Consider the following 13,660-nt stretch of genomic DNA (forward strand, 5'->3'; position numbering starts at 1 on the left):
CTCCGCTGCTGCTCGCGCAGGCGGCGCCTGTTGATCCCCCTCTTACCTGTCAAGTATGCCGTCACCGATTAGGCCGCACGACCCCCCGTCTGGCATGATGGGCCGGATTCCCGCTGTCACAGCCCTTCCCGGCCCCACGCCGCGTGCCGGCGGGTCCGCTCATGGGACGGGCGCTTCTGGAGAGCCCGCATGCCGCGTTTCACGCTCGCTCATGTCAAGGCGGAGACCTACAAGGCCAGGGACGCCTGGTGGACGGTCTTCCTCGTCGACCCCCTCGCCGGACGGCTGGTGGTCTGGACGGCCAACCGCACCAACATCACCCCGAACCAGCTGACGCTGGGCGCGGGTGTGCTGGGGCTGCTGTCCGCCGTCTGCTTCGCCGTACCCGCGTGGGCGGGATCGGCGGGTTGGGCCTGGCTGCTGTCGGGGGCCCTGCTCTTCCACCTCAGCTTCGTGCTCGACTGCATGGACGGCAAGATCGCCCGCCTCAAGGGCACCGGTTCGGTGTTCGGTTCGTGGGTCGACTTCGTCTTCGACCGTATTCGTTTCTTCGGCTGCGTGATGGCCCTGCTCGTCGGCCAGTGGGCGGTCACGGGCAGCGTCGCCTACCTCATTGCCGCCCCGGTCGTGGTCTTCTTCGACCTGCTGCGCTACCTCAACGCCTCCCAGGTCGCCAAGACCCGCCGGTCGATGAAGCGCGCCCTGGCCGCCGCGGAGGGGGAGGCCGAGCCCGCGGCCTCCGCCGAGGAGGACCCGGAGAACGACGCCGCCGACGCCCCGGCCGCGGCGGGCGCGCCCGCCCCGACCGGCCTGTACGCCAGGGTCCGCGACCGGCTCCTCCGGCACCGCGTGCGCCCGCACCTGTTCAGCGGTATCGAGTTCGAGATGTTCCTGTGCGTGGTCGCCCCGGTGACCGCGCTGCTCTCGCTCGTGTCGCCGCTGGACAGTCTCATCCTGCCGGTCGCGGTGTTCTCGTGCGCGGCGCTCGGCTTTTTCGAGGCGGTCCTGGTCGCGCGGCTGTGGAAGGAGACGCGCCGTTTCGAGGTCCGCTCCCGTGAGCTCGCCGCCGCCGTGACCGTTCCCCCGAGCGTGGCCAGCGGCAGCTGAACCGTCCGCGTACGCGTGTGGCCCCGGGGTTCGCGCCCCGGGGCCACACGCGTTCCGACCGTCGTCAGGAGCTCCCCGCGCCGGTCCGCTGTCGTTTCCGCCATGCCGTCCCGGTGACGGAGGGGCTGCCGCGGCGGTTCCCGCGGAGCACGGAGTCCTCACGCAGGAGCCACGTCAACTGCGGTTCGACCGCCCACTGCAGGACCGCGCGCACCCACGGGGCGCACAGCACCAGTGTGAGGGTGAGCGCCAGGGCGACGGACGCGGCCATGCCCGGGGGTCCGGACATCACGTCGTACCAGGCGGTGTCCTTGAGCAGCAGGAGCACCACCGAGTGCCCCAGGTAGACGTAGAGCGAGTAGGCGCCCAGCTTCGTCATCCAGGTCTGCCGCTTGGGGGTGAGGGCGAGCACGGACACGCTCATCAGCAGGGCCAGCACCATGAACGCGAGCCGGATGCCCATGCTCGGCAGCAGGGGGTCGATGTCGCGGTCGGTGAGGCTGTCGCGCCAGAACAGCCAGTCCCGGCTCAGGTGGTCCGAGATCGGCAGGGCCAGGACGGCGGTGGTGGTGAGGACCACCACCGAGCAGATCCGCACCCACCACCGGTCGAGGTGCGCGAAGTGCTCCCTGCGCAGGCTCAGGCCCAGGACGAAGAAGGGCAGGAAGCTGAGCACGCGGCCCAGGGACAGGGTGGTGCCGAGGTCGGCGGTGGCGGCGAACACCGAGATGACCACGGAGATCGCGACGGGCCAGCGCAGCCGCTGCCACACGGGCACACTCAGCCGCCACAGGAACAGGGCCACCAGGAACCACAGGGTCCAGGTGGGCTTGAGGAAGGACAGGGACTCGGGGAGCCCCCCGCGCTCCACGGCGTAGATCGTCTGGTGGGCGGTCCAGAAGATGAGGTACGGGACCGCCAGGGACAGGACGAGTTTCTCCACGCGGTTCGACGAGGCGTCGAAGTTCCGCGACAGGTACCCGCTGATCAGGATGAACGCGGGCATGTGGAAGAAGTAGATCCAGTAGTACAGGGCGCCGGCGGGCGCGTAGTCGCTCAGCGGTTCGATCGTGTGACCGATCACCACGAGGGCGACGAGAACGAACTTGGCGTTGTCCAGGCGCGCGTCCCGGCCCGGGGACGCGGGTCTGGCCGGGCCGGAGCCACCGGTCGGCGTGGTGGCGTCCTGCCCCGGGTGATGGTTGCGGGAGGGCGGACTGGTCATGGGTGGGGCCACGGGTGGACTCCGAGTTGACTGGTTCTGGGACGGGTGCACGGTCCCCGGCCGCGCGGGCGACGTCGGCGCCGGGCGGCTGAGGCCGAGCCGATCCGGGTACGTTCCTTGGACCGTCGTGGGTTCGTCGGGTCCGGCGGTCCCGCTGGGCGCGGTCCTCGTGTGCGCGGGACCGCGTCCGGGGGATGGCGCGGGAGGGGTGCCGGAAGACCGGGTGAACCCCCGAATGCAGCGTTACCTTACTGAGACATACTGCGTCACGCCAGGGGTTCGCACAAATCCGCCGCGTTCTCCGGTGCGGCGCGGAGCCGCTGCCGGGCCCCGGGAGGGGGAGGGAGGGCGGGCGCGGCCGCCGCGGGACCGGTGGCCGTACGTGTGCAGACACTAACCCATCCGGCCCCCCGGGCGGACCCTGGGTGACCGCCGCGGTGTGGGGTGGTGACGTACGCGCCGATAGGCTGACCTCCGGCAGTGCCCGCGGGCAGCGCCCACACAGTCGAGAACGAAGAAGGCGGTGGAAACCGTGCCGCACGCGGTGGACCCCGATCGTGCCGCCCAGCACGGGAGCGTGGTCATGCGACTCCTCGACGAGCTGTTCCCGCTCGTGGAGGGGTTCTACGTCGATCTGCACAAGAACCCGGAACTCTCCCACTCCGAACAGCGCACCGCCAGCGGCGTCGCCGAATGGCTCACGCAGACCGGCTACGAGGTGCACACCGGTGTCGGAGGGACCGGCGTGGTCGGCGTCCTCCGCAACGGCCCCGGACCGACCGTCATGCTGCGCGCCGACATGGACGCACTCCCCCTGGAGGAGCGGACCGGCCTGCCCTACGCCAGCACCACGCGCGCCGTGGACGACGACGGCGTCGAGGTCCCGGTCATGCACGCCTGCGGGCACGACGCGCACACCGCCTGCCTGGTCGGCGCGGCCGACCTGCTGTCCGAGACCCGTGAGGAGTGGTCCGGGACGGTGATGATCGTCGCCCAGCCCGCCGAGGAGACGCTCGACGGCGCCCGGGCGATGCTCGACGACGGCCTCTTCGAGCGTTTCGGCCGACCCGACGTCATCCTGGCCCAGCACCTGGGGCCCCAGCCCGCCGGACTCATCTCCCACCGCGCGGGTGTCATCCTGGGCGCCGCGCGCTCCTACCGCGTGCGCGTGTACGGCGAGGGCGGCCACGCTTCCGCGCCGCACACCACGGTCGACCCCGTGCTCATCGCCGCCAACATCGTCACCCGCCTGCAGGGCGTGGTCTCCCGTGAGGTCAGCCCCGGCGAGACGGCCGTGCTCACCGTCGGCCGTGTCCAGGCGGGGACCAAGGCCAACATCATCCCGGACGAGGCCTTCCTGGAGATCAACACCAGGGCGCTCAACGAAAACGTCATCGCGCAGTTGGAGGAGGCCATCGGGCGGATCGTGCGAGCCGAGGCCGCCGCCTCCGGCGCCACCCGCGAGCCGGAGGTCGAGCCCTTCCAGGTGGTCGGCGTCACCCGCAACGACGCCGCCGGTACGCAGGCGGTCGGCGCCGCGCACCTGGCCTACTTCGGCCAGGACTACGTCATCTACCTGCCGGACCCCTCCACCAGCAGCGAGGACTTCGGGTACTTCGGCCTGCCCGACGACCCCCAGCCCATCCCGTACGTGTTCTGGTTCGTCGGCGCCACGCCGCACGACGTGTGGGAGGCCGCCCCCGGCGACAGCCCGTACGAGAAGATGGCCGGCGTCCCCGGCCCGCACTCCCCGTTCTTCGCCCCCGCACGCGAACCCGCCCTCCGGGCCGGGCTCGCCGCGATCACCGTCGCGGCGCTGTCCTATCTGGGCAGCGACGAGCGGCTCCCGGCGGCCCCGTCGGGAGCAGCGGTCCCGGAGGAGGACCCGCTGGCCGGTCCCACCAGCGCGCCTCCGACGGTGGCGGCGGCCGGAGTTCCGGTCGCCCCGCCCGCCGAGGAGACGCCCCCGAGTGGGCTCTCGGCCCCTCCGCCGGACGAGTCGGTCGGGCCGTTCCCCGGCCCGCCGCCGGTGGGCGCGCCCGTGGGCGGCGCCTTCCCCGGCCCGCCGCCGGAGGAGCCGGGCGGTTCGTTCTCCGGTCCGCCGCCGGTGGGCGCGCCCGTGGGCGGCGCCTTCCCCGGTCCGCCGCCGGGGGAGGCCTCACCGCCCAACGCGCCGCGTCCCGGGTACGGGGAGGCGCGCGAGGGCGGTAACGACGCCTACGACAGCGCCTTCCTGGCCTCCTCGTGGGACGACCCCTCCGAGGAGCACCCGGCCCACGCCACGCACGACGCGGACATGCGGTCGGTGATGGACTCCCAGGACGACGAGTGGCGTTCGGAGAAGGCCGGGGAGTCGACCCAGTCCGCCGACATGGCCGCGTTCCTGGACGACGACCCGCGCCAGGGCCCGCCGTCCGGTCCCGCCTTCTCCGGGCCGCCGCCCCGGGGAGGCGCGCACGACGCCCCTCCGCCCCAGGGGCCCGACGACGATCGGCCCGACCCCGACTACCGGCTCTGACCGCGCGTGCGGGGGACACTCCGGCGGTGGGGTGACCCCCGTGTGCGCAGGGCGCTGCGGCACCCCCGGGAGATCCCGCTCCTCGTGATGTGCGGCCTGGTGACGCTGCTCGCCGTCGTGGGCGCGGTCAGTCGCGCCCACGACGGCGACCCGGGCGAACCGCTCCTGCTGCTCAGCGTCCCCGCGCTCGTGTACTTCGTGCGCGGCCAGCTGTTCGCCCGCCAGCGGGTCAACGGCGTCCGCATCACCGAGAAGCAGTTCCCCGACGCCTACCGGATGGTCGTCGAGGCGGCGGACGCCTTCCACATGCGGCGCGTGCCCGAGGCCTACATCGTCCTGGGCAACGGCGTGCTCAACGCGTTCGCGTCGGGGCACGGGCTGCGCAGGTACGTGGCGGTCAACAGCGACCTGTTCGAGGTCGGCGGACGCCTGGCCGACCCCGACGCGCTGCGGTTCGTCATCGGCCACGAGGTCGGCCACATCGCGGCGGGCCACACGTCCTTCTGGCGGCAGTTCTGCGTGTCCGTCGCCCAGGTGATCCCGGCTGTGGGCGCGACCCTCGGCCGCGCCCAGGAGTACACCGCCGACAACTACGCCTACAAGTACTGTCCCGAGGGCATGCACGGGCTGCGCGTGCTGGCCGCGGGCAAGTACCTGTACCAGGCGGTGGACTTCGACGACATCGCCGCGCGCGCCACCACCGACACCGGGTTCTTCGTCCTGCTGGTCAACCTGCTCTCCACCCACCCGGTCAACACGTTCCGGTTCGCCGCGCTGGCCGACCGCAGCAGACCGGGCAGGGTGTTCTGAGTCTTCTTCGGGCCTCCGCCTCGCTTCGGCCCGTGTTCGGGCGCTCTCAGGGCAGGGTTTCCGCATCCTCGTCTGCGCCCGCCGCTCGTTCCCCGCCCGCGGCTCGACTCGCCCTGCACAACCCTGCCGGCACCCGAACGGAAACCACCTGGGACCTACCCTCCGTTGCCCTGGTGCGGGATCCTGGCCGCCACCTGCGGCGGCAGGGGTTCGTGGCGCAGGTACGCGCGGGTGAACACACCCGTGCCGTGGGACAGCGAGCGCAGCTCCACCGCGTACCTCGTGATCTCCAGCTCCGGGACCTCGGCCCGCACGACCGCCCGGCCGCCCGGTGCGGTCTCCGTGCCCACCACGCGGCCGCGCCGTGCGGACAGGTCGCTCATCACGGTCCCCAGATAGGCCTCGTCCATCTCCACGGACACCTCGTCCACCGGTTCCAGCATCGCGAGCCGCCCGGCCTCGGCCGCGTCCCTCAGCGCCAGCCTGCCCGCCTTCTGGAAGGCCATGTCGGAGGAGTCCACCGAGTGCGCCTTGCCGTCGTAGAGCGTGACGCGCAGGTCGACGATCGGGTATCCGGAGTCCACCCCCTCGGCCATCTGGGCGCGCACCCCCTTCTCGACGGAGGGGACGAACTGCCGCGGCACCACACCGCCCACGATCTCGTCGACGAACTCCAGCCCGGCCCCGGACGCCAGGGGCTCCACCCTGATCCTGCAGATCCCGTACTCGCCGTGCCCTCCGCTCTGCTTCACGTTGCGGCCCAGCCCCTGCGCGCGGGCGGCGAAGGTCTCCCGCAGCGGCACCCGCACCTCACCGGTCTCCACCCGGACCCCGTACCTGTGCTCCAGGTGGTCCAGTGCGGCGTCCAGGTGCGCCTCGCCCAGCGTCCACAGGACCATCTGGTGGGTCTCGGGGTTGACCTCGACCCGCAGCGACGGGTCCTCGGCGACCAGCCGGGCGACCGAGTGCGAGAGCTTGTCCTCGTCGGACGAGGACGCGGCCCGGATCGACACGGGATACAGGGGCTGCGGGAAGCGCCACGGCGACACCCGCAGCGGACGGTCCCGGTCGGACAGGGTGTCCCCGGTACGGGCCGCGGGCAGCCTGGCGACCAGGCACAGATCGCCCGCGACGGCCTCGCCCACCGGCCGGTTCTCCCGGCCCAGCGGTACGGACAGCGCCCCCAGCCGCTCGTCCGCACCCGTCCGGTCGTGCTCCTCGGCGCCGGTCATGCCGCTCGGGACCCCGTGCCCGTGCAGGTGGATCTCGGAGTCGGGGCGCAGCGTCCCGGAGAACACCCGCGCCAGGCTCATCCGGCCCACGTACGGATCACTGACGGTGCTGAGCACCTCGGCCACGAGCGGTCCGTCGGGATCGCAGGACAGCCCCTCTACCGGCCGCCCGTCGGGCCGGGCGACCTCGGGGAAGGGGCGGCGCGTCGGGTCGGGGCACGACAGCGGCAGTTCACGCAGGAGTTCGCGTACGCCCACGCCCTTCGTCGGGCTGAGCGCCAGCACCGGGTGGAAGCCGCCCGCGGCCACCGCCTCCTTGAGGTCGGCGATGAGCCGGTCGGGGTCGAGTTCGCCCCCCTCCATGTAGCGCTCCATGAGGTCCTCGTCCTCGCTCTCGGTGATGACCTCCTCCACGAGGGTCTCCCGGAGCGGCCCGGCGGTCTCGCGCAGCCAGTCGGGGACCGGTCGGTCGGCCGCCTCGCCGTCGGAGTAGTCGTGGTAGCGCTCGGACACCAGACCCCAGACGCCGACGAGGCGGCGGGCGTCGCCGCTGCCCTCCACGGCCGGGACGTAGGCGGGGTGCACCCCGCCGCCGAACGCCTCCTGGCACTCGGCGACCACCTGGTCGTAGTCCGCGCGCGGGTGGTCGACCTTGGTGACCGCCACGGCACGGGGCATCCCGACGGCGGCGCACTCCTCCCACAGGACGCGCGTCCTCCCGTCCACGCCGTCCAGGGCGGAGATGACGAAGAGGGCGGCGTCGGCGCCGCGCAGTCCGGCGCGCATCGCGCCGATGAAGTCGGCGTAGCCCGGGGTGTCCAACAGGTTGACCTTGACCTCACCCACCATGATCGGGTTGAGGGTGAGGTTCACGGAGCGTTTCTGTCGGATCTCGACCTCGTCGTGGTCGCTGACCGTCGTGCCCTCCTCCACGCGACCGGGGCGCCCGATCTCCCCGGCGGCCAGGAGAAGGGCCTCCACGAGGCTCGTCTTCCCTGCACCGGCCGGTCCGACCAGCACGACGTTGCGGATGTTCTCGGGCCTGTCGGCCCTGGGTACCGTTCCGGCTCGGTCCACCATCCCTACCACCCAGCCCTTCGGGGTCGACTGTCCGGTCGCGCCAGGGCGGAGGGCACCGTCGCTGGTGTGACCCGTGACACTCTCCACATTCGCCTGTCACGTCCGCCACCACAAGAGGTCATCCGCGCGTGTTACGACATGTCCCCTGTGTCAGGAAGAGACCGTTCCGGTGCCGGTGGTGAAGGTGCGGGGGCGACACGCCGGGGCCGGTCGCCGGTCTCCGGCGGCGATCGGGCACGATGGTCGGGTGTCTGACGCCATCGACCACACGCCCCCGCAGATCCAACGGTTCTGGTTGACCACCTCCGACGGGGTCGGCATCGACGCCGTGCTGCGGCGTGGAGCCGAGCCCCGCACCACGGCCGTGGTTCTGGCCAACGGGTTCACCGGTACCCATCGCAGCCCCCACACCCGCGCGATCGCCGAGGGGCTGCTGCCCGTCGGCGACGTCATGACCTTCGACTTCCGCGGCCACCACGGATCCGGTGGGCTGAGCACCGTCGGCAACGCCGAGATCCACGACCTGGAGGCGGTCGTGGCCCACCTGCGCGCGTCGGGCTACACCTCCGTCGCCACCGTGGGCTTCTCCATGGGCGCCGCGGTGGTGGTCCGCCACGCCGCGATCTACGGCGGTGTCTCGGCCGCTGTGGCCGTGAGCGGCCCCAGCCGCTGGTTCTACCGGGGAACACGGCGGATGCGCCTGCTCCACTTCGGCATCGAGGGCCCCCTCGGCCGGTTCTTCCTCCACCGGGTCCGCAAGGTGCGGGTGACCGACGAGCGGTGGGACCCGCGCCCGGCGGAACCGCGCGAGGTCGCCGGGGACATCGCGCCGGCCCCGCTCCTGGTCGTGCACGGCGACGCCGACGACTACTTCCCCGTGTCCCACGCCACCGCGATCCACGACGCGGCCCGGGAGCCGCGGGAGCTGTGGATCGTTCCGGGGATGGGGCACGCCGAGCGCGCGGTGACGCCGGAACTGACCGCCCGGCTGCGGGACTGGCTCCGGGAGCGGGTCACCGCGGCCCGCGACTGACCGGCCCGACGGGTCCGAATCGCCCGACATCGACAGGGATGACGAGGCGGGATAAAAAGGGCGGATGACCCCATCTCGTTCGTCCTCCTCGGCCTCCCCGGAGACGGAGCGGCCCACCGACGGCCTCCCCGGTCTGCGCGGTCGGGGGTTCGCCCTGCTCATCGCGGCCACGGCGGTCGGAATGACCGGCTTCGCCGCCGTGCTCCCGCTCGTTCCCCTGTGGGCCTCGCGCGGCGGCGCGGGCGAGTTCGGTGCGGGCAGCACCACGACGGCGTTCATGTTCACCACCGTGCTCACCCAGCTGTGCATGCCCTGGCTGCTGGAACGCGGCGGCGGATACCGGTGGGCGTTCCCGGTGGGGGCGCTCGTCATGGGCGCGCCCACCCCGCTCTTCGCGGCGACGACCGACCTGGTGCCGCTCATCGCCGTGTCGGCCGTGCGCGGGATCGGGTTCGGGATGGTCTCGGTCGCCGGAACCGCGCTGGCGGCCCGGTTGGTCCCCGGCGACCAGATGGGCCGGGCGACGGGTTACTACGGTCTCGCGGTCGGCCTGCCGCAGGTCCTCATCCTGCCCGGCGGCGTGGGGGTGGCCCTCAACCTCGGGTTCGACACCGCGTTCTGGATCACCGGGCTGTGCTCGGTGGCGGGCAGCGCGCTGTCCGTGGGTGTCTGGTTCGCCGACGGGGGCCGTAACCGGCGGGCGCTGCGGGGCTCGGGCCGGGGGCGTCGGTCCGCGGCCCCGGCGGAGCGGGTGCCCTTCTCGGCGCTGACCGCCCCTCTGGTCCTCATGCTGTTGACCGCCTTGGTGGGCGGCGCCGTCGTCACCTTCGTGGCGATCCCGCTGGAGGGGGCCGCGTGGCTGGTCAGCGGGGCACTGGCGGCCTACGCGCTGGGCGTCGTCGTCGGCCGGTGGAGCGCCGGGAGCCTGCACGACCGCCTGCGCCGGAGTCTCCTGCTCATGCCCGGGATGGTCGTCGCGGTCGTCGGGACGGCTCTGACGGCCGCCGCCCTGTGGTGGCAGGACGGCGGTGGCCAACCGGCGGCGGGGGTGGCGGTCCTGGCGGTGGGCGGCGCCGCCGTGTTCGGCCTCGGGTTCGGCGCGGTGCAGAACGAGACGGTCACCCTCATGCTCAACCGCGCCGGTCCGGCCGGGTTCGGCCGGGCCAGCGCGGTGTGGAACATCGGCTTCGACGCGGGTGCGGGGGCCGGGGCGATGGGCTTGGGCCTGGTCATCCAACTGCTCGGCTACGGACCGGCCTTCGCGCTCGCGGCGGTGGCGCTCGCGGCGGTCCTCCCGCTGGCCCGCGCCGGGGGATCCGTTCGCGGCGGGTAGAGCGGGTCACCCCGGGAGGTTCGGTTCGGAGCGGAGCGGAGAACCACGACGAACGCCGCTAGTACGAGCTGATGTGCACGTGGTCGTAGTGGTTCTGGGTGTTGTCGCCGCGGTCGTTCATGAACACCCACTGCGGGTTGGACTGCTGCCAGATCCGCTGTCGCCAGATCACGTAGTCCACGCCCCACGCGGCGGCGTTGTCGATCGCGTACTGGGCGATCTGGTCGCCCAGGGCCTGGTTGCCCGACGAGGGCATCGCTCCGCCGGAGCTCATCATGAAGTCGCAGGCGCGGCCGTCGCCGTGGTCGTCCGCGCTGGGCCGCCAGCAGCTCACGGGGTAGGGCGCGCCGTAGGCCATGATGATGTTGTTGCGGATCGCGGCCATGCGCGGCGTGGTGGAGTCCCAGCCGCTGCCCCTGGCGCTGTCGGGGATGGTGCCGTTCCCGGGGGTCTCGGGGACCTGGGACTCCTCGTACTCCCGGATCTGCTCCTCGACCTCGTCGCGCTGTTCCTCCAGGGTCTCGACGAGTTCCTCGGCCTCGGCCAGTTCCCCGTTCAGCTCCTCGGTGACCTCCTGCTGCTCCCGGTGGGTCTCGATGAGGCCGGAGATCTGCTCGGACTGGCTCTCGCTGATGTAGGCGACGGTCGCGGCGTCGGCGTACATCTGCTCGGGATCGCTGGAGAAGACGATCTGCAGGCCCGGAAGGAATCCGCCGGTCTTGTACCGGGAGGCGGCGATCGCGGACACGCCGCTCCGGGAGGAGTCCAGCCGCTCCTCGATCTCCGTCAGGTCGTCCTCGGCCTGTTCGACCCGGTCCCGGATCTCGTTGAACTGGAGCAGTTCGCCGTTGTAGGACTCCTCCAGCGCCTCCGCCCGCTCCGTCAGCTCGTCGATGTCGACCTCGTCCGGTTCGGCCGCGGCGGTCGAGGGCAGGCCGATCAGGAGGGCGGCGGTCATGGCGGCGACCGTGAGGGCGGGGCGCCGGGCGCGCCGCGGGGCGGGTGGGGAGGAGGGTGTCATGGCTGCTCCGGGGACGGTCCACGCGCGGTTCGTCCTCGCCGACGGCGGTGTGGTGGGGATGCCGTGGCGGACGGGGTGGACGGATCGACATGCCTAGTGCGGTGCCCCACGTGACTGTGGGGGAGTGCGGGGCCGTGTCCGAAGATACCCGTTCCCGGAGGGATGTGTCGGTATCACCCGCATCATCGCGGACCGGCGGAACCCGGTGCCGGTCCCGCCGCGGTCTCCGCCCGGAGCGACGGTGCGCGCTCAGCCCCTGCCGCCGAAGGCGCTGGGAAGCGCGCCGCCGGTCGGAGCGGAGGGTGCCGGGGTGGCGGGGAGGAACCAGGACGAGCGACGGATGTCACGCATCGCGCGCTTGCGCTCCTCGGGGTCCAGGCGGTCGATGTAGAGCATGCCGTCCAGATGGTCGGTCTCGTGCTGGAGGCAGCGCGCCATGAGCCCGGTGCCCTCGACGGTGACCGGTTCGTTGCGCAGGTCCACCCCGGTGACGACGGCATGCTGGGCGCGGCGGGTGGGGTACCAGAGCTCGGGGACCGAGAGGCAGCCCTCGTCGCCCTCCTGGACCTCCTCGGACCGCTCCGCGACGCGCGGGTTGATCACGTAGCCGATGCGCCCCTCGACGTTGTAGCTGAACACGCGCAGCCCGACCCCGATCTGGGTGGCGGCCACCCCGGCGCGTCCGGGAGCGTCCACGGTGTCCAGCAGATCCCGGACGAGGGCCTCGGTGTGCTGGTCGAACCGGGTGACGGGGGTGGTTCCGGTGACGAGTACGGGGTCGCCGAACCGGACGATGGGGCGCATGGTCATGTCCCTCAGGGTAGGACATGCCCGGTGGCTCTCCGTCCTGCGGGCGGCGGTCCGTCGAGGGCGGGCTCAGGCGGCCAGGCCGGGGCGCAGCGCGTCGTCCAGGACCATCTCGATGTAGTCCAGGGCGGCTCTGCGCCGGGCGAGCGCGTTCTCGTACAGGGAGGGGACCTGGGCGCCCCGGCGGACTCGCAGGCACTCGTTGAGGATGCGCTGCCACCGCTCGGGGAAGGCGTGCAGAGCATAGGCGCCCGCGCCGGACTTGGAGGTGATCTCCCCGGTCTTGAGTGTGAAGTGCAGGCGGCTGACACTGAGCACGCTCCAGGAGGGGGCCAGGGAGCCGAGGACGGCCAGGCCGCGCGGGGTCACCAGGCGTCCCGCCTTCTCCCGCCAGCGGCGCCACTGCTCGTCGAGTGATCCGAGGGACCAGGCGCGCAGGCTCTCCGGTTCGTCCCACACGTCGAGTTCGAGGGGGTGCGGTCCGCGCACGGTCACACCGCGGTCGGCGAGGATGTGCCAGGTGACGGGGTTGACGTCGTTGCTCGCCCGGCTTCGGAAGCGCCCGGCGGTGACCGAGGCGACGGAGCCGCAGGAGGCGGGGTCGCGCGTCAGGTCGTCCCAGGTGACGTGGATGCCGTTGAACTGGGGGCGGGGGACGTCGGCCCGGGTGAGCGTGTGGGCGCGGCGCAGGACGTCCAGCTCCGGCTGTCCCGGGGTACGCGAGGTGACGATGACGAAGTCGACGTCGCTGGTGTGCGGGCGGAAGTCGCCGAGGGCGACCGAACCGGTCAGATAGAGGCCTTCGACCAGACCCGGGGCGGTCCGGTCCGCGTGGGCGAGGAAGGTCCGGGCCAGCGTCTGCACCCGAGGGTGGACGGCCATGCTTACTCCAGTCTGGATGGTTCGGTGGATCGGTGGGTCGTGCCCTCCCGGGGTGGGGAGGTCGGGAGCGCGGCGACCCGGGGATTCCCGTGGCGGATGTGCTCGGGGAGTCCTCCGTTCGATGTCAAGTGTGGTTGGCATGGAGGGGGTTGGCAAGTGATCACGCCGGACTCGCCCCCTGTCTCCCCACGTCAGGTGGTGTGTGGTTACGGGTCGAAAGGGGAGTGGGCACCCTTGACAGTGGGCCGACCCGTGTGCAAGGCCCCGGCGGGGAACCCGGTCGTGCGGCGTGGTGCGTCCGGCGGCGCGGGAGCGGACGTGCGTGCGCGCCGTGTCCGGGGCGGCCGCCGATCTGCCGCCCGAAACGGTGCGCGCCGAAGGGAGGCGCGTTCGGGATCATGTGCACCTGCCTCGTGCATGTGCATTGGAATTTCTTTGTCCGGGTTTTTCTCTGGAGAACTTTCCCGGCAAATCGTGCGCCTGGTGAGAGTATTCGGTGTGATCCCGCTCGCGTCCAATTCCCCGCCGTGGGGCGGCTGTCGGGCGTCGTGCCTGGGTGTGGTCGTGTCGGGCGGCGGTGGTCTGGCGGCGGTTTCGCGGTGCGGGTTCCGT

10 protein-coding genes are annotated in these 13,660 nt (G+C 72.3%); 5 read left to right on the forward strand and 5 right to left on the reverse strand.

Annotated features, from left to right (window positions below; all coding sequences use genetic code 11):
* Positions 1 to 189: 189 nt before the first annotated feature.
* Entirely contained in the window at positions 190 to 1,107 is a 918-nt protein-coding gene (locus tag ACTVAJ_RS09905; protein ID WP_470387778.1) for a CDP-alcohol phosphatidyltransferase family protein, read from the forward strand.
* A 64-nt stretch (positions 1,108 to 1,171) separates the two neighbouring features.
* Here the strand turns inward: ACTVAJ_RS09905 and ACTVAJ_RS09910 are convergent, their stop codons facing one another.
* A complete protein-coding gene (locus ACTVAJ_RS09910) occupies positions 1,172 to 2,332 on the reverse strand; it encodes an acyltransferase family protein (RefSeq protein WP_470387886.1) in 1,161 nt (386 codons plus the stop codon).
* Between the two features lie 523 nt (positions 2,333 to 2,855).
* Between ACTVAJ_RS09910 and ACTVAJ_RS09915 the strand changes: the two genes are divergently transcribed.
* A complete protein-coding gene (locus tag ACTVAJ_RS09915) occupies positions 2,856 to 4,850 on the forward strand; it encodes an amidohydrolase (protein ID WP_470387779.1) in 1,995 nt (664 codons plus the stop codon).
* A gap of 87 nt (positions 4,851 to 4,937) precedes the next feature.
* Positions 4,938 to 5,660 carry a M48 family metallopeptidase gene (locus ACTVAJ_RS09920; protein ID WP_470387887.1) on the forward strand — a complete coding sequence of 241 codons (723 nt, stop codon included), beginning with the start codon at positions 4,938 to 4,940 and terminating at the stop codon, positions 5,658 to 5,660.
* Between the two features lie 155 nt (positions 5,661 to 5,815).
* Here the strand turns inward: ACTVAJ_RS09920 and ACTVAJ_RS09925 are convergent, their stop codons facing one another.
* Positions 5,816 to 7,972 carry an elongation factor G-like protein EF-G2 gene (locus tag ACTVAJ_RS09925; protein ID WP_470387780.1) on the reverse strand — a complete coding sequence of 719 codons (2,157 nt, stop codon included), beginning with the start codon at positions 7,970 to 7,972 and terminating at the stop codon, positions 5,816 to 5,818.
* Between the two features lie 247 nt (positions 7,973 to 8,219).
* Between ACTVAJ_RS09925 and ACTVAJ_RS09930 the strand changes: the two genes are divergently transcribed.
* Entirely contained in the window at positions 8,220 to 9,005 is a 786-nt protein-coding gene (locus tag ACTVAJ_RS09930) for an alpha/beta hydrolase (RefSeq protein ID WP_470387781.1), read from the forward strand.
* Positions 9,006 to 9,069: 64 nt separating this feature from the next.
* Positions 9,070 to 10,338, forward strand: a complete 1,269-nt coding sequence (locus tag ACTVAJ_RS09935; RefSeq protein WP_470387782.1) for an MFS transporter — start codon at positions 9,070 to 9,072, stop codon at positions 10,336 to 10,338.
* 58 nt (positions 10,339 to 10,396) lie between these two features.
* Here ACTVAJ_RS09935 and ACTVAJ_RS09940 read toward each other — a convergent pair whose 3' ends face one another.
* The 3 genes from ACTVAJ_RS09940 to ACTVAJ_RS09950 form a co-directional block, all read right to left on the reverse strand.
* Positions 10,397 to 11,359: a coiled-coil domain-containing protein gene (locus ACTVAJ_RS09940; RefSeq protein WP_470387783.1), complete on the reverse strand. Its 963-nt coding sequence runs from the start codon at positions 11,357 to 11,359 to the stop codon at positions 10,397 to 10,399.
* A gap of 249 nt (positions 11,360 to 11,608) precedes the next feature.
* The gene (def, locus tag ACTVAJ_RS09945; RefSeq protein WP_470387784.1) at positions 11,609 to 12,169 is read right to left on the reverse strand and encodes a peptide deformylase; all 561 of its coding nucleotides are present in this window, start codon (positions 12,167 to 12,169) and stop codon (positions 11,609 to 11,611) included.
* 66 nt (positions 12,170 to 12,235) lie between these two features.
* The gene (locus ACTVAJ_RS09950; RefSeq protein ID WP_470387785.1) at positions 12,236 to 13,048 is read right to left on the reverse strand and encodes a nucleotidyltransferase domain-containing protein; all 813 of its coding nucleotides are present in this window, start codon (positions 13,046 to 13,048) and stop codon (positions 12,236 to 12,238) included.
* Positions 13,049 to 13,660: the final 612 nt, after the last annotated feature.

This window comes from Nocardiopsis sp. KDC1DS13DA1 (genome assembly GCF_055632325.1).